Here is a 15471-nt window from a genome sequence, read left to right as displayed (position 1 = left end):
CGTTGTTGTGCGGGGCGTAGGACGCTCCCGCGACTCTAGACCGCAGCCGCCGCCTCGGCTATGACCGTTGCGCGGTCGCCCCGGGGCACTTCGGCAAATAGCCCGGAAGCCCGCCGCAGAGCACCGCGCGCCTTTCGTCGGAGACCTCAGTCGAGGAACAGGTCGGGCACCAGCGCGCCACCCTCCGGGTCGTAGCGGTACTGCTCGAAATCGCTCTGGCCGCGCTCGCGCAGCAATTCCTCGTCGACCAGCAGGCGCCCGCTGAGGCTGCGCCCCTCGCTGGTGAGAATGGCGTGCGCGGCGTCGGCCATGATCGCCGGGGTGCGCGCGCGGCGGAAGGCGTCACGGCTGCCCAGCTCGAACTCGATGGCGGCGGTGGCGATCATGGTCTTCGGCCACAGCGCGTTGACGCTGATGGCGTATTTCCCGAACTCCTCGTGCATCCCCAGGGTAAGCATGCTCATTCCGTACTTGGTGACCGTGTAGGGGCCGTGCTGGGCGAACCACCTGCCGGCCAGGTTGATCGGCGGCGACAGGCTGAGGATGTGGCCGTTGGCGCTCCTGCGCAGGTAGGGCAGGGCGGCCTGGCTGCAGACCAGCACCGCGCGGGTGTTGATCTGGTACATCAGGTCGAAGCGCTTGGGCTCCAGCTTTTCCACCCCGACCAGGCGGATCGCCCCGGCGTTGTTGACCAGCGCGTCGATCCCGCCGAAGCGTTCGGCGGCGCGGGCCATGGCCGCCGCCACGGCCTGCTCGTCGCGCACGTCGAGTTGCAGCGGCAGGGCCTGGCCGCCGGCGGCCTCGACCTCGGCGGCGACGCTGAAGATGGTGCCTTCCAGCTTCGGATGCGGCTCGGCGCTCTTCGCCGCGATCACCAGGTTGGCGCCATCGCGCGCGGCGCGCAGGGCTATCTCCCGGCCGATGCCGCGGCTGGCGCCGGTGATGAACAGGGTCTTGCCGTGCAGTGACATGGGCGTCTCCGTTTTCTTGTCGTTGTCGTTGCGGATGAGCGGCGGGTTGTCTCAGGCGTCGGCTTCCACCTCGACCAGCACCTGCCGGTTGCGTACCTGCTCGCCACGGCCGACCTGGACGCGGCGGACCACGCCGTCGACTCCGGCCTTCAGCGGGTGTTCCATCTTCATTGCCTCCAGTACCAGAAGCAGTTGGCCCTTGCCGACCCGTTCGCCCTCGCCGACCAGCACCTCGACGATGGCGCCGTCCATCGGCGCCTTGAGCGTGCCGGAACTGGCGCCGACCTGGGCGCTGGCGCCGGCGTGGGTGACGTCGAGCAGTTCGAGGTTGCCGCCGTGGCCGTATAGCCAGAGGCGCCCGCCGTCCAGGTGGTAGGCGTGGCGACGGCGAATGCCGTCGAGTTCGGCGCTGGTCCAGCGTCCGTCGCAGTCGAGCAGGCGCACGGCGATCTCGCGTCGCTCCAGGCGCGCCAGCAGTCGCGGCCGACGACCGCTTTCGAGGACCTCCAGGCCGATCTCCAGGCGCTGTTCGGCGTGCTTCAGGACGATCTTCCACGGTGCCCCGGCGGCGCTGCGCCAGCCGGCCAGGCCGGGCTGGTGCGCACTGGCCTCGGCGCCGGCCTGGTAGAGCAGGGCGGCGGCCAGGGCCAGTTCCTCGGTGCCCGGTTGGCGCGGTTGCAGGCTGGGGTCTTCGGCGAAGCGTTCGCCGATGAAGGCGGTGGTCGCCTCGCCGGCGGCGAAGTCCGGATGCGCCAGGAGGTTGGCGAGGAACCGCTGGTTGCCGTCGACCCCCAGCAGCACGCAGCGCTCCAGCGCGCGGATCAGCTTGCGCCGGGCTTCGTCGCGGGTCGCCCCGTAGGCGATCAGCTTGGCTAGCATCGGGTCGTAGAAGGGCGTCACCGCCTGCCCCTCGACCAGGCCATGGTCGATGCGTACGCCGGGCAGCAGTTCCGGGTCCCAGCGCAGCACCGTGCCGGTCTGCGGCAGGAAGCCGCGACCGGCGTCCTCGGCGTAGAGGCGGACCTCGATGGCGTGCCCGCGCAGTTCCACCTGTTCCTGCCGCAGCGGCAGCGGATGGCCCTCGGCGACGCGGATCTGCCAGGCCACCAGGTCCTGGCCGGTGACCAGTTCGGTGACCGGGTGTTCGACCTGCAGGCGGGTATTCATCTCCAGGAAGTAGAAGCGACCATCCTCGCCGAGAAGAAACTCGACGGTGCCGGCGCCCACGTAGTTGACCGAGGCCGCGGCCTTCACCGCCGCCTCGCCCATGGCGCGACGCAGGTCGGCATCGAGCACCGGGCAGGGGGCTTCCTCGATGACCTTCTGGTGGCGGCGCTGCACCGAGCAGTCGCGTTCGCCGAGGTAGAGCAGGTTGCCGTGGCGGTCGCCGAACACCTGGATCTCCACGTGGCGCGGGCGCGGCACGGCCCTCTCCAGGATCAGCTCGGCGCTGCCGAAGGCGCCCAGCGCTTCCGAGCGCGCGGTGCGCAACTGTTCCAGCAGTTGGCCGGGTTCCTGCACCAGGCGCATGCCGCGGCCGCCACCGCCGGCGCTGGCCTTGATCATCAGCGGGTAGCCGATGCGTTCGGCCTCGCGCCGCAGGGTCGCGTCGTCCTGTTCGGCGCCTTCGTAGCCGGGGATGCACGGCACCCCGGCGGCGAGCATGGCGATCTTCGACAGGCGCTTGCTGCCCATCAGGTGGATGGCTTCCGCATCCGGGCCGATGAAGACGATCCCGGCGGCTTCGCAGGCACGGGCGAACTCGGCGTTCTCGGAGAGGAAGCCGTAGCCGGGGTGGATCGCCTCGGCGCCGCTGCGACGGGCGGCGTCGAGGATCGCCTCGAGGTTCAGGTAGGACTGCGCCACCGCTGCCGGGCCGATGCACACGGCCTCGTCGGCCAGTTGCACATGGCGGGCGTCGGCGTCCGCCTCGCTGTACACGGCGACGCTGCGGTAGCCCAGTTCATGGGCGGTGCGCAGCACCCGGCAGGCGATTTCACCGCGGTTGGCGACGAGGATCTTGTTGAAGCTGGGCATGTCGTTCGGCTCCTGGAGGCTGTTGCCCTGTTTCGCGGTCGTGGCTCACTGGGCCCAGACCGGCTTGCGTTTCTGTACGAAGGCCAGGGTGCCTTCGCTGCCTTCGGCGCCGCCCACCGCTTCGGCGAACTGGCGCGCCGCATCGTCCAGCAGAGCGCCGAGTTCGCCGCTTTCGCTGGCCAGCAGCAGGGCCTTGGTGGCGGCGTTGGCGTTCGGCGCGCAGCGGCGCAGTTGCTCGAGGGTTTCCTCCAGGCGCTGTTCGAGGGCATCGGCGTCGGCCTCGCAGAAATGCACCAGGCCCAGGCGCAGCGCCTCGCGGCCGTCGAAGCGGGCGGCGGTGAGGGCCAGGCGGCGGGCCTGGGTCAGGCCGATGCGGCGGACCACGAAAGGCGCGATCTGCGCCGGGAGAATGCCGAGGCTGGTTTCCGGCAGGCCGAACTGCGCATCGGCGGCGGCGATCGCTACGTCCGACACGCAGGCCAGGCCGAAACCGCCGCCGAGCACCGCGCCTTCCACCAGCGCCACCAGCAGTTGCGGGGCGGCCTGGGCTTCCTCCAGCAGGCTGCCGAAGGCGCGGTTCAGCGTGCGGTAGGCTTCCGCCCCGGCGGCGCGGGCACCGGCCATGTCCTTGATGTCGCCGCCGGCGCAGAAGTGCCCGCCGGCGCCGCGCAGCACCAGCGCCCGCACGCTACGGTCGTCGCGCACGGCGGCGAGCACCGCGCGCAGTTCGCCGACCATCGCCAGGCTCATGGCGTTGCGGCTTTGCGGGCGGTTCAGGGTGATCCGCAGGACGCCCTCGACGGGTTCCAGCAGCAGGGTCTCGCAATGCGGCAGGCTCATGCCGGTTTCCTCCTGGAACGTCAGCCTTTCTTCTTGCCCGGCAGGATGCCCATCAGCTTGCAGATGATGCCGAGCATGATCTCGTCGGCACCGCCGCCGATGGATACCAGGCGGGTGTCGCGGTAGGCGCGGGAGACCGGGTTGTCCCACATGAAGCCCATGCCGCCCCAGTACTGCAGGCAGGCGTCGCTGACCTCGCGGCCGAGGCGGCCGGCCTTGAGCTTGGCCATGGAAGCCAGGCGCGTCACGTCCCTGCCTTTCACGTACAGCTCGGTGGCCTGGTAGACCAGGGCGCGCAGCGCCTCGACCTCGGTCATCATCTCGGCCATGCGGAAGTGGATGACCTGGTTGTCGATCAGCGGCTGGCCGAAGGTCCTGCGCTCCTTGCAATACTCGATGGTGACGTCGATGCAGTGCTCCAGGCCCTTGATCATGTTGGCCGCGCCGAACAGCCGTTCTTCCTGGAACTGCAGCATCTGCATCATGAAGCCGGCGCCTTCCGCGCCGATGCGGTTGCGCTGCGGTACGCGGACGTTATCGAAGAACACCTGGGCGGTCTCCGAACTGCGCATGCCGAGCTTGTCCAGGTGCGGGCTGAGGGTAATGCCCGGGGTCTTCATCGGGACCACGATCAGCGACTTGTTGACGTGCGGCTTGTCGTCGGAGGTATTGGCGAGCAGGCACATGAAGTCGGCCGACGGCGAGTTGGTGATCCACATCTTGCTGCCGTTGATCACATAGTCGTCGCCGTCCTTGCGCGCGGTGGTCTTCAGGCCGGCGACGTCGGAGCCGGCGCCGACCTCGGAGACGCCGATGCAGCCGACCATCTCGCCGGCGATGGCCGGGCGGAGGAACTCCTCGCGCAACTCGTCGGAACCGAAGCGGGCCAGGGCCGGGGTGCACATGTCGGTCTGCACGCCGATGGCCATCGGGATGCCGCCGCAGGTGATGCTGCCGAATTCCTCGGCGGCGACGATCGAGTAGCTGTAGTCCAGGCCCATGCCGCCGAACTTCTCCGGCTTGGAGATGCCCAGCAGGCCGAGTTCGCCGGCCTTGCGGAAGATCTCGTGGATCGGGAAGCGGCCGTCCTTTTCCCACTGGTCGACGTTGGGGTTGATTTCCCGCTCGACGAAGCTGCGAACGGTGCGGCGGAGTTCCTCGTGTTCCTGGGTGAAGATCATGGGTTGTCTTTCCTCCTGGGCATCATTGTTTTCCGGCAGGATCCGCTTGCTCTCTCCCAACCCTCTTCCTTCAGGGAGAGCGGGGAGAGGGGCTGTCGCCGGCTCGCCTGTTGCAGTCAGAACCTCGCGACCCCGAAGCTGTTGCCCTTCAGCGGCCGCGCCTCGGCTTCCGCGCAGATATCCAGCAGGTAGCCGAGCAGCCTGCGGCTGTCGCGCGGGTCGACCAGGCCGTCGTCCCACAGGCTGGCGGTGCCGTAGAGCGCGGTGGACTGGCTGTCGAGCTTCTGCGCGGTGACGGTTTCCAGCATCTCGAGCATCTTCGGATCGGCTTCCTTGCCTTCCTTGGCGTGTTTCTCCTCGGTGACGATGCGCAGCACCTTGCCGGCCTGGGCACCGCCCATCACCGCGGTGCGACTGTTCGGCCAGGCGAAGATGAAGCGCGGGTCGAGGCCGCGTCCGCACATCGCGTAGTTGCCGGCGCCGTAGGAGCCGCCGACCACCAGGGTCAGCTTGGGCACGCGGGCGTTGGCCACCGCCTGGATCATCTTCGAGCCGTGCTTGATCACGCCCTGGCGCTCCGACTCGGTGCCGACCATGAAGCCGGTGGTGTTGTGCAGGAACAGCAGCGGCGTGTTGCTCTGTTCGCAGAGCTGGATGAATTGCGCCGCCTTGGCCGCGCCCTGCGGGGTGATCGGTCCGTTGTTGCCGATCAGGCCGCAGGCGTGGCCCTCGATGCGCAGGTGGCCGCAGACGGTCTGGCCGTCGAACTCGTTCTTGAAGTCGAGGAACTCGGAGCCGTCGGCGATGCGCGCGACGATCTCGCGGACGTCGTAGGGCTTCTTCGGGTCGGCCGGAACCACCCCGAGCAGCTCCTCCACCGGGTACAGCGGTTCGCGCCAGGAACGCGCCGGGCGCGCCGGCAGTTGTGCGTTCCACGGCAACATGCCGACGATCTCGCGGGCCAGGCGCACGCCGTCGGCGTCGTTTTCCGCCAGGTATTCCGCGGTGCCGGCGACCTGCGCGTGCAGTTCGGCTCCGCCGAGTTCCTCGTCGCTGGCGATCTCGCCGGTGGCGGCCTTGAGCAACGGCGGCCCGGCGAGGAACATCTTGGCCTTGCCGCGCACCACCACCACGTAGTCCGACAGCCCCGGCTGGTAGGCACCGCCGGCGGTGCTGGAACCATGCACCACGGTGACCTGGGGAATGCCCATGGCGGAGATCCGCGCCTGGTTGGCGAAGCCGCGCGCACCTTCGACGAAGATCTCCGCCGCATAGTTGAGGTTGGCGCCGCCGCTTTCGGTGAGGGTCACCACCGGCAGCTTGTTCTCCATGGCGATCTGCTGCAGGCGCAGGGTCTTCTTCAGCCCGGTCGGGGAGATGGTGCCGCCCTTGATCGCGCTGTTGCTGGCACTGACCAGGCAGCGCACCCCGGCGATGTAGCCGATCCCGGCGATGATCCCGCCGCCGGCCTGGGTGCCGTCCTTGTCGTCGTGCAGCTTGTAGCCGGCCAGCGAGGACAGTTCGAGGAACGGCGCGCCCGGATCGAGCAGCAACGCCAGGCGTTCGCGCGGCAGCAGTTGTCCGCGTTTCTCGAACTTCGGCCTGGCCTCGGCGGCCTTGTCCAGGACCTTCTGCTCCAATTCGCGGAAGCCGGCCACGGCGGCGAGCATGGCCTCGCGGTTACGGGCGAAGTCCTCGCCGTTGACGTCGAGTTCCGACTGGATCGCGGGCATGTCAGTCCTCCTGGTCCTTCAGCACGTCGGGCAGGTAGGCGCGGTGGAAGCCGTTGTACGCGCGGCTCTGTCCCGGCTTGCCCTTGAGCAGCGGGAAGGCGCGGCTGCCCTGGCTGGCGGCGCCGTCGATGCGGATCGTGTTGCCGCTGACGAAGGCGGCGCCGGGGGAGAGCAGGAAGACGATGGCGGCGGCGACTTCCGACTCGCTGCCGATGCGCTTGAGCGGCACGTGCTCGCGCAGGGTCGGGATCACCGCCTTGAACGCGCCTTCGTAGGTATCCATGCCGCTGGACGCGATCCAGCCCGGCGCCACCGCGTTGACCCGCACGCCGGCATGGCCCCACTCGACGGCGGCGGTCCTGGTGAAATTCTCCATGCCGGAGCGCGCGGCGCCGGAGTGACCCATGCCGGGCATGCCGCCCCACATGTCGGCGAGCATGTTGACTATGCTGCCGCCGGTCTTGCTCATCGACTGGTTGAACACTTCGCGGGCGACCAGGAAGCCGCCGACCAGGTTGGTGCGGAGCACGGTCTCGAAGCCCTTCTGGCTGATCGAGGCGAGGGGCGAGGGATACTGGCCGCCGGCGTTGTTGACCAGGTGATGGATGGTCCCGCGTTCGGCCAGGATATTCGCCACCAGCGTCTTCACCGCTTCCTCCTCGCGGATGTCGCAGGCGTGCCAGCTGACGCTGCCGCCGTCTTCGACGATCTCGCCGGCGGTCTTCTCCAGCTTTTCCGCCTTGCGTCCGACCAGCACCACGTGGGCGCCGAGGGCCGCCAGTTCATGGGCGGTGCAGCGGCCGATGCCACTGCCGCCGCCGGTGACGATGATGGTCTGGCCGTCGAACAGGCCAGGTCGGAAGATCGAGTCGTAGCTCATTGTTCTGGTGACTCCGATGAATCCCGTGGGGTGGTTGCAGCGGAACGCCGCATTCGTCGTTCCTGGTCGTGGTTATCTGCCCTGCGTTTCCAGCGCGTCGGCGAGCGCCTGCGGCACCGCCACCGGGAACTCCAGCAACTGCTGGGCGAAGGCCTTGCCCTGCGGGTCGATGCGCAGGCTGGCGACGCCGCCGCCGCCGAGGGCGTTCTCCAGCAGGAAGTTCAGGCTGTGGCTGCCCGGCAGGTACCAGCGGCCGACCCGGCCGGTCTGCGGGTCGAGCACATGCTGCATCCAGTCCACCACCGCGCCTTCCTCCAGCGCCTCGGCGATCCACGGCAGGTACTCCGGACGCCGCGCCATGACCCCGATGTTGCTGTGGTTGCCCTTGTCGCCGGAGCGCGCCACCGCCAGCTTCACCAGCGGCACGCTGGCGCTGGCGGGCTGCTCCGGGCGTGGAGGCTGGCGCGCCTCGGCCAATCGTGCCGGGTCGAAGGCTTCGAGGACCGGCAGTTCCAGCGGATGGCGCTGGCCGTCGATCTCCACGCTCAACGCGCATTGCGCCTTGTCGATCAGGAAAGAGAACAGGCGGATCACCGGATACACCGTCGGCCGGCCGCCGACGATGCCGGTCAGGCCGGGCGCCATCCCGGTGGCGGCCTGGGCGATCTCGCGGGAGAACAGCACCAGGGCTTCCTTGCGCGGATGCCGGACGGCCAGCTTGACCACCACTTCGCGGCTGTCCTGCCGTCGCCCATGGGGACCATAGGTGGCTTCGCTGCCGAGCAGTTCGACATTGACCTCGCGGTAGGGCTCCCAGCCGCGCTCGGCGAAGATTTCCTCGGTCCTGGCGATGATCGCCTGGCTGACCCGCTCGGCCTTCTTCAGCGCATCGATGCCGGCGATCAGGCAACTGGCGGTGCAGCGGAAACCGTCCGGATAGGTGGCGCTGACCTTGTACCGGTCGGTGGGCGGCAGGCCGCGCGCGCCTTCCACCGCGACCCGGTCGGGACCGGCCTGGCGCAGGCGCACCTCGGTGAAGTCGCAGACCACGTCGGGCAGCAGGTAGGCGCGTGGGTCGCCGATCTCGTAGAGCATCTGTTCGCCGACGCTCAGTTCGCTGACCAGGCCACCGGTGCCGGGCGCCTTGGTCACTACGAAGCGCCCGTCGGCCTCGACCTCGACGATGGGGAAGCCGATGTGCTCGTAGTCCGGCACCTGCTCCCAGTCGGTGAAATTGCCGCCGGTGCATTGCGCGCCGCATTCGACGATGTGCCCGGCGAGGGCGGCCTGGGCCAGTCGGTCGTAGTCGTCCCAGGCCCAGCCGAACTCGTGCACCAGGGCGGCGCTGACCACCGCGCTGTCGACCACCCGGCCGGTGATCACGATGTCCGCGCCCAGGCGCAGGGCCTCGACGATGCCCGGCGCGCCGAGGTAGGCGTTGAGCGAGACGCACATCGACGGGAAAGGCGCGTCGCTGAACATCTCGCGGATGCCGGACTTGGCCAGTTCGGCCTGGCGCGCTTGCAGGTTGTCGCCATGGAGCACGGCGATCTTCAACTGCACCCCGGCCTTCTCGCAGGCCGCGGCGAGGGCGGCGGCACAGGCCTGCGGATTGATCCCGCCAGCGTTGCTGATGACGCGGATCTTCTTCTCGGCGATCTCGCCCAGCAGCGGTGCGAGGACCTCGACGAAATCGGTGGCGTAGCCGGCGTCCGGCTGTTTCAGGCGGGCGCCGGCCATGATCGACATGGTGATCTCGGCCAGGTAGTCGAACACCAGGTAGTCCAGCGGCGCGCCGCGCACCAGCTGCGCGGCCGCGGTGCAGGTGTCGCCCCAGAAGGCCGAGGCGCAGCCGATGCGTACGGTCTTTTGCATTGTTCTTGACCCGTGACGGCGGAAGTGTGGGGCGACATTACCAAGCAAGCGCTTGGTTGAGAAGAGGGCAGAAACAAATCCGTTCTCGGCTGTTACCCAAGCGCTTGCTCGGTCGTCTTCGCAGGCATACATTTCATGAATGCCGACAAACACTTGCGGGGCAATCCCGAGGCCGGTCGGCAAATACGGAGCGGCCGGGCGCGCGGATGAGCGGCACCGAGCCGCCGACGATCCGGAAAAGGGGTACTCAGCGTTGGACGATCAGAAAGCCCGGGAAGTGATGCTGGAGCTGGTGGCTACCGGACAGCTCACCGATCCGGAAAGCGCCCGCGGCAAGCTGCTGCAGACCGCCGCCCACCTGTTCCGCAGCAAAGGCTACGAACGCACCACGGTGCGCGACCTGGCCAGCGCGGTGGGCATCCAGTCGGGCAGCATCTTCCATCACTTCAAGAGCAAGGACGAGATCCTGCGCTCGGTGATGGAAGAGACCATCCTCTACAACACCGCCCTGATGCGCGCCGCCCTGGCCGACGCCGAGGACCTGCGCGAGCGGGTGCTGGGACTGATCCGCTGCGAGCTGCAATCGATCATGGGCGGCACCGGCGAGGCGATGGCGGTGCTGGTCTACGAGTGGCGCTCGCTGTCCGCCGACGGCCAGGCGTACATCCTCGGCCTGCGCGACATCTACGAGCAGATGTGGCTCGACGTGCTGGGGGAGGCGCGGCTGGCCGGCTACTGCCAGGGCGATCCGTTCATCCTGCGGCGCTTCCTCACCGGCGCGCTGTCCTGGACCACCACCTGGTTCCGTCCGGAAGGACCGATGAGTCTCGACCAGCTCGCCGAGGAGGCCCTGGCGCTGGTGATCAAGAACGCCTGATCACTCGGAGATCAGGCGGAACGGGTAGCTCAGCAGGAGGAAGTGCAGGGTGTTGATCGAAGCGTGCAGCAGCACCGCCAGGGACAGCCGCCCGCTGAAGTGCAGGACCATGCCGTAGCCCAGCCCGGCGATCCCGGCCAGCAGCGCGTACACCGGGTTCACCAGCAGGTGCAGCGCGGCGTAGGCGAGGGTCGCGACGATGATTCCCGGCCAGGCGCCGAACCAGCGGATCAACTGGCTTTGCAGCAGGCCGCGGAAGAACGCCTCCTCGGCCAGGGAGACCACCCCGACGTTCAGTACCAGCCACCACCAGAAGGCATCCGGCCACTTCGGCTGCCAGCTCGCGGCATTGGTCATGATCGACAGCAGCGGCACCACGAAGAAGGTCAGGCAGAAGGCCAGCGCGGTGATATCCAGCGACACCAGCGGCTGCTTCGGCCGGCGCAGCCACCAGGCGAGCAGGGTAAGGGCGACCAGGGCCTTGTCCCAGGGCAGCCAGATCATCTGGATCGGCGGGCTGGCGCTGGCCAGGTCCCAGGGGAACAGGCGCAGGGGAATGAAGCCGGGCAGGTAGTGGATGGCGATCAGGGCGCTGGCGGCGAGGCTCACCGGCCACCAGAGCAGGGTCGGCAGCCAGCGTTCGGCGTAGGTCACCCAGATGATGTAGAGCAGGACGATGACCGCCGTCAGCAGCGCGATGTGCCCGGTGAAGAAGCCCCCGAGCAGGAACAGAATGGGTAGAAGCGGTATCAGACGCCCGAGCATGCAGCCTCCCGTTTAAAGGAGGGATTCTAAAGGCATTTCGACCCGCGGATGGGAAAAGCGCAAGGAACGGACCTTCTGCCAGAGGGAAACACACGGGGAACGAACCCCAGGTTGCGCAGGAAAAACCACGCGCGGCCCGCATGACTCCGCCACGCGAGCCTTCGCCTCGCCGGTTTTTCGCCCGCCGGGGTTTTCCTACGAGACCTAGTGACCCGCCGGCAGGCCAATAGGTTCAGCGGTCCTTCGCCTCCTGCGCGTCCAGCTCGGCGTTGCGTTCATGGATGCGTTTGAGCTGTTCCTCGCTCAACGGCAGCTTCTTCGCCGAGTCGCGCAGCAGCAGGAGTCCGCCGACGATGGAGCCCAGGGCGAGGACGATGATCAACCAGGCGTACCAGGGCATGTTGTTCTCCCTCATCGATATGAATGTTCACCATACGCCGGGTTTGCCTTTCTGTCAGGCAACGTTCCGGCGCGAGGTCCTGTGGTTGAGACTCCCGGCGGCGCTTGGAAGTTGCGGGCGGAGAAAGCGCTGAGCCTGGTCGGCGTGATGCCTGTCACATGTTGGCAATCTGACATTGCTTAACTGGCGGGTATCCCTTCATTGCCCCGTCCGGGCCTGCCAGCGAGAGGTTGCCGATGTCTCCGAGCGCGTTGTCCCGTCTGTTGCGCCCGGTGGAACCCCTGACTCCGGCGATGAGCATCAGCGACGTCGCCGACCGCCTGCTGATGCCGGAGCACCGTGCCTTCCTCTCGCTGCCGGTGGTCGACGACGAGCGCCGGGTCCTCGGCCTGGTCAGCCGCTACACCCTCCAGGACATCTTCATGCAGCGTTTCGGCCGCGACCTCTGGGGCCGCCATCCGGTGCGCGACGTCATGAACCGGGCGCCCCTCAGCGTCTCCCTCGGCGCCAGCCTGGAAGAGGCGGCGCAGCAGGTCACCGGTCGCCTGCAGTATCCGATCACCGAGGACTTCGCCCTGGTCGACGAAGAGGGCCGCTACCGTGGCCTGGGCACCGTGCTCGACCTGCTGAAGGCCATGGAGGCGCGCATCGCCCAGCGCAACCGGGTGCTGCGCAAGGCGCTGGTGGACCTCAAGGAGTCCCAGGCGCAACTGGTGCAGTCGGAAAAGATGGCTTCGCTCGGGCAGATGGTGGCCGGGGTCGCACACGAGCTGAACACGCCGCTCGGCTACGTCGGCAACAACCTGGCGCTGCTGGAGGAGCTGAGCGATCCCTTGTTGCGCCTGGCCGATGCCCAGGCGGCGCTGGTCGACTGCCTGGGCGACCCGCAGTGCGACGAAGCGCGCCTGGCGCAGGCGCTGCAGGCGGCCGACGCGGTGCGCCGCGAGGCCGCCGTCGAACAGTTGCGCGAGGACCTGCGGCAGTTGTTCGTCGATACCCGCTACGGCCTCGGTCAGATCGGCGAGCTGGTTTCCGGGCTCAAGGACTTCGCCCGCCTGGACCGCGCCTTCAGCGAGGAGGTCGACCTCAACGACTGCGTGCGCAACGCCGTGCTGATCGCCCGCACCGCCATCAAGGACAAGGCCGAGATCAGCAGCCAGCTTGGCGAGCTGCCGCTTATCGCCTGCGCGCCGTCGCAGATCAACCAGGTGCTGCTGAACCTGCTGACCAACGCCGCGCAGGCCATGGAGCGTTTCGGTCGCATCCTGCTGAAGAGCTGGGCCGACGAGCGCCAGGTGTTCCTCTCCGTGCAGGACAACGGCAAGGGCATGCCCGCCGAGGTCCTCGGGCGGATCTTCGACCCGTTCTTCACCACCAAGCCGGTGGGGCAGGGCACCGGGCTCGGCCTGTCGATCAGCTACAAGATCATCCAGCAACATGGCGGGACCATCCGCGTGGCCTCCGAACCGGGCCGCGGAACCCGCTTCCTCATCAGCCTGCCGCGAGAGCAGGCCCGCGAACTGAAACGGAGCGCCTGACATGAGCCCATCTCCCGTCCGCATCCTCTTCGTCGATGACGAGGAGCGCATCCTGCGCAGCCTGGCCATGCAGTTCCGTCGCCATTACGAGGTGCTCACCGAGAGCGACCCGCGGCGCGCCCTGGAGCGCCTGAAGACGGAACGGATACAGGTGTTGGTCAGCGACCAGCGCATGCCGCAGATGAGCGGCGCCGAACTGCTGGCGCAGGCTCGCGAGCGCTATCCGGAAACCCTGCGGATTCTCCTCACCGGCTATTCCGACCTCGACGCCGCCGTCGACGCGCTCAACGACGGCGGCATCTTCCGCTACCTGACCAAGCCCTGGAATCCCCAGGAAATGGCCTTCACCCTGCGCCAGGCGGCGGAGATCGCCAGCCGCCAGGGCCTGCCGGCACCGCCCGCGGCCACGCTGGCGGCGCCGCTGAGCGTGCTGCTGCTCGACGACGACCCGGAAACCCTGGACTGCGTCGGGGCCTTCTGCCATGCCGGCGGGCATCGCCTGCTGCGCGCGCGCAACCTGGCCGAGGCGCTGGTGTGGCTGAACACCGAACCGGTGGAGGTGCTGGTCAGCGACCTGAAGCTGGCCGGGGAGCATACCGCGCCGCTGCTGAAATCCCTGGCCCAGGCCCATCCGCGCCTGCTCAGCCTGGTGGTTACGCCGTTCCGCGACACCCAGGCCCTGCTCGAGCTGATCAACCAGGCGCAGATATTCCGCTACCTGCCCAAGCCGATCCGCAGGGGATTGTTCGAGAAAGGCCTGAAGGCGGCCGCCGAGCAGGCCTTGTTGTGGCGCGGGCGAAGCCTGCCGGAGGTCGACCGGCTGGCCGAGGTGCCGCGCGACGAGCGCGAGAAGGAACGGGTCGGCAGCCTGCTCGGCATGCTCGGCCGCCTGCGCGAGCGGCTGACGGCCTGAACGCCGGCCTAGCCGGCGTCGCAACCGGCGGCCTTGGTCTGGCGGCTTTCCACCAGGCGTGCGCGGAGTACGTCGTAGCTCCAGTTGAAGGCCATGGTGTAGGGCAGGAAGAACAGGATCAGGCCCATGTCGAGGAGGAACGCCTCGACCAGTCCGATCGACAGCCACCAGGCGGCCAGCGGTACCAGCACCACGATCAGCCCCAGCTCGAAGAGCATCGCATGCAGCACCCGGACCTGCAGGGTGCGCTGGAAGCCCATGCGCCGCTGGGCGCGGTCGAAGAGGCTGTTGAAAAGCATGTTCCAGAGCATCGCCACGGTGGAGAACATCAGCGTCAGCGCACCCATGTGCGCCAGGGGCTTGTTCATCACCAGCGACAGCACCGGCGCGGTGAGGAGGACGGCCAGGCCCTCGAAGGCCAGGGCGTGGAAGATCCGCTCCTTGAGAGTCTTGTCGAGGGCGGTGTGGGTGTGGGTCATGGCGAACGCTCCCGGTTCGTCGTTGAAGTCGGGCTGTATTGTCATCGGTCTTTGGGATAGGGTTAAGTTGGATACCATCGGAAAAACCGATATGCATTTGTCGCCCGAATCCCTCGAGGCCTTCGTCCAGGCCGTTTCCCTCGGCTCCTTCAGCGCCGCCGCGCGCAAGCTGGGCAAGAGCCAGTCGACCGTCAGCGAGGCCATTGCCCGGCTGGAGATCGACCTCGGCCTGGAACTCTTCGATCGCAGTGGCCGCCAGCCGCAACTGACCGAGGCCGGACGCACCCTGCTGGGACGGGTCGAGGAGGTCCTCGGCGCATCCGACCGCCTGCGCCGGGTCGCCGCGCTGCTCGCCGGCGGCTCGGAGCCACGGGTGACCCTGGCGCTATCCGACACCTACCATTCGGCGCGCTACGAGGCGCGCCTGGCCGAACTGGACGAGCGTTACCCTGAGCTGGAGTTCGAATGCCTGATCGCCGAGGACCAGGACGTGATCGCCCAGGTCAGCCGCGGCCGCGCCACCCTCGGCCTGCTCGCCGCGCAGCCGCACTACCCGCCGGAGCTGGGCGTGGCGGCGGTCGCCGAGCGTGCCGAGTTCGGCCTGTTCGCCGCCGTCGACCATCCGCTGGCGGGCCTGGAGCGGGTCAGCGAGCGCGACCTTTCCGAATGGCGTTTGCTGCGCCTGAACACCTATAGCGAGACCGGCGCGGCGATCAACGACGGCCTGCCGTCCAGCGGCGGGCGCTGCTGGTCGGCGCCCAACTACCTGTTGCTGCTGGAAATGGCCACCCACGGCTTCGGTTGGGCCGAGCTGCCGCGCTGGCTGGTCAGCGGCTACGCCAACGGACGGCTGAAGGAGTTGCCGGTGTCCGGCTGGCCGCGCAGCCAGGCGGTGGACGTGGTCTGGTCGCGGCAGCGGCCGTTGGGACCGGCGGCCAACTGGTTGCTGGACCGCTTGCTGGATCGCGACCTGCCTATCTAG

At 68.3% G+C, this 15471-nt stretch carries 14 protein-coding genes; 4 read left to right on the top strand and 10 right to left on the bottom strand.

The features are described from left to right. Positions 1–146 precede the first annotated feature (146 nt). From LT948_RS13765 to LT948_RS13735, 7 genes are all read right to left on the bottom strand, one after another. Complete coding sequence (locus LT948_RS13765; protein WP_003101741.1) at positions 147–971, bottom strand: SDR family oxidoreductase; 825 nt, start codon at positions 969–971, stop codon at positions 147–149. A 51-nt stretch (positions 972–1022) separates the two neighbouring features. Then, positions 1023–3008: a geranyl-CoA carboxylase subunit apha gene (gene atuF / locus LT948_RS13760; RefSeq protein WP_073657013.1), complete on the bottom strand. Its 1986-nt coding sequence runs from the start codon at positions 3006–3008 to the stop codon at positions 1023–1025. A gap of 45 nt (positions 3009–3053) precedes the next feature. Further along, complete coding sequence (gene atuE / locus LT948_RS13755) at positions 3054–3848, bottom strand: isohexenylglutaconyl-CoA hydratase (RefSeq protein ID WP_003119850.1); 795 nt, start codon at positions 3846–3848, stop codon at positions 3054–3056. Positions 3849–3868: 20 nt separating this feature from the next. After that, entirely contained in the window at positions 3869–5029 is a 1161-nt protein-coding gene (gene atuD / locus LT948_RS13750; protein WP_003101733.1) for a citronellyl-CoA dehydrogenase, read from the bottom strand. Between the two features lie 116 nt (positions 5030–5145). Next, entirely contained in the window at positions 5146–6762 is a 1617-nt protein-coding gene (gene atuC, locus LT948_RS13745; protein WP_003114738.1) for a geranyl-CoA carboxylase subunit beta, read from the bottom strand. A gap of 1 nt (position 6763) precedes the next feature. Then, positions 6764–7642 (bottom strand): SDR family oxidoreductase, encoded by an 879-nt coding sequence (locus tag LT948_RS13740; protein ID WP_009313867.1) that lies wholly within the window; start codon positions 7640–7642, stop codon positions 6764–6766. Between the two features lie 72 nt (positions 7643–7714). Further along, positions 7715–9517 (bottom strand): acyclic terpene utilization AtuA family protein, encoded by a 1803-nt coding sequence (locus LT948_RS13735; protein ID WP_073657014.1) that lies wholly within the window; start codon positions 9515–9517, stop codon positions 7715–7717. 253 nt (positions 9518–9770) lie between these two features. On the opposite strand from LT948_RS13735, the gene atuR reads away from it, so the two are divergent. Further along, positions 9771–10394 (top strand): atu genes transcriptional repressor AtuR, encoded by a 624-nt coding sequence (atuR, locus tag LT948_RS13730; protein WP_034029520.1) that lies wholly within the window; start codon positions 9771–9773, stop codon positions 10392–10394. Here atuR and LT948_RS13725 read toward each other — a convergent pair whose 3' ends face one another. Both LT948_RS13725 and LT948_RS13720 read right to left on the bottom strand, forming a co-directional pair. Beyond that, positions 10395–11159, bottom strand: a complete 765-nt coding sequence (locus tag LT948_RS13725) for a CPBP family intramembrane glutamic endopeptidase (RefSeq protein WP_003090986.1) — start codon at positions 11157–11159, stop codon at positions 10395–10397. Between the two features lie 232 nt (positions 11160–11391). Further along, a complete protein-coding gene (locus LT948_RS13720; protein ID WP_003090984.1) occupies positions 11392–11559 on the bottom strand; it encodes a DUF2897 family protein in 168 nt (55 codons plus the stop codon). 236 nt (positions 11560–11795) lie between these two features. Between LT948_RS13720 and LT948_RS13715 the strand changes: the two genes are divergently transcribed. Further along, the gene (locus LT948_RS13715) at positions 11796–13097 is read left to right on the top strand and encodes a sensor histidine kinase (RefSeq protein WP_003160587.1); all 1302 of its coding nucleotides are present in this window, start codon (positions 11796–11798) and stop codon (positions 13095–13097) included. 1 nt (position 13098) lies between these two features. Further along, positions 13099–14010: a response regulator gene (locus LT948_RS13710; protein ID WP_003090981.1), complete on the top strand. Its 912-nt coding sequence runs from the start codon at positions 13099–13101 to the stop codon at positions 14008–14010. 8 nt (positions 14011–14018) lie between these two features. Here the strand turns inward: LT948_RS13710 and LT948_RS13705 are convergent, their stop codons facing one another. Next, complete coding sequence (locus LT948_RS13705; RefSeq protein WP_003110276.1) at positions 14019–14489, bottom strand: multidrug/biocide efflux PACE transporter; 471 nt, start codon at positions 14487–14489, stop codon at positions 14019–14021. Between the two features lie 91 nt (positions 14490–14580). On the opposite strand from LT948_RS13705, the gene LT948_RS13700 reads away from it, so the two are divergent. After that, positions 14581–15471 carry a LysR family transcriptional regulator gene (locus LT948_RS13700; RefSeq protein WP_003090978.1) on the top strand — a complete coding sequence of 297 codons (891 nt, stop codon included), beginning with the start codon at positions 14581–14583 and terminating at the stop codon, positions 15469–15471.

Source organism: Pseudomonas sp. CP-1 (assembly GCF_021213715.1).
GTDB lineage: Bacteria > Pseudomonadota > Gammaproteobacteria > Pseudomonadales > Pseudomonadaceae > Pseudomonas > Pseudomonas aeruginosa.
This window is presented reverse-complemented; position numbering and strand designations above follow the sequence as displayed.

Coding starts and splice junctions, on each gene's coding strand:
- LT948_RS13765 (WP_003101741.1), bottom strand. CDS start 971: ATGTCACTGCACGGCAAGACCCTGTTCATCACCGGCGCCAGCCGCGGC.
- atuF (WP_073657013.1), bottom strand. CDS start 3,008: ATGCCCAGCTTCAACAAGATCCTCGTCGCCAACCGCGGTGAAATCGCC.
- atuE (WP_003119850.1), bottom strand. CDS start 3,848: ATGAGCCTGCCGCATTGCGAGACCCTGCTGCTGGAACCCGTCGAGGGC.
- atuD (WP_003101733.1), bottom strand. CDS start 5,029: ATGATCTTCACCCAGGAACACGAGGAACTCCGCCGCACCGTTCGCAGC.
- atuC (WP_003114738.1), bottom strand. CDS start 6,762: ATGCCCGCGATCCAGTCGGAACTCGACGTCAACGGCGAGGACTTCGCC.
- LT948_RS13740 (WP_009313867.1), bottom strand. CDS start 7,642: ATGAGCTACGACTCGATCTTCCGACCTGGCCTGTTCGACGGCCAGACC.
- LT948_RS13735 (WP_073657014.1), bottom strand. CDS start 9,517: ATGCAAAAGACCGTACGCATCGGCTGCGCCTCGGCCTTCTGGGGCGAC.
- LT948_RS13725 (WP_003090986.1), bottom strand. CDS start 11,159: ATGCTCGGGCGTCTGATACCGCTTCTACCCATTCTGTTCCTGCTCGGG.
- LT948_RS13720 (WP_003090984.1), bottom strand. CDS start 11,559: ATGCCCTGGTACGCCTGGTTGATCATCGTCCTCGCCCTGGGCTCCATC.
- LT948_RS13715 (WP_003160587.1), top strand. CDS start 11,796: ATGTCTCCGAGCGCGTTGTCCCGTCTGTTGCGCCCGGTGGAACCCCTG.
- LT948_RS13710 (WP_003090981.1), top strand. CDS start 13,099: ATGAGCCCATCTCCCGTCCGCATCCTCTTCGTCGATGACGAGGAGCGC.
- LT948_RS13705 (WP_003110276.1), bottom strand. CDS start 14,489: ATGACCCACACCCACACCGCCCTCGACAAGACTCTCAAGGAGCGGATC.
- LT948_RS13700 (WP_003090978.1), top strand. CDS start 14,581: ATGCATTTGTCGCCCGAATCCCTCGAGGCCTTCGTCCAGGCCGTTTCC.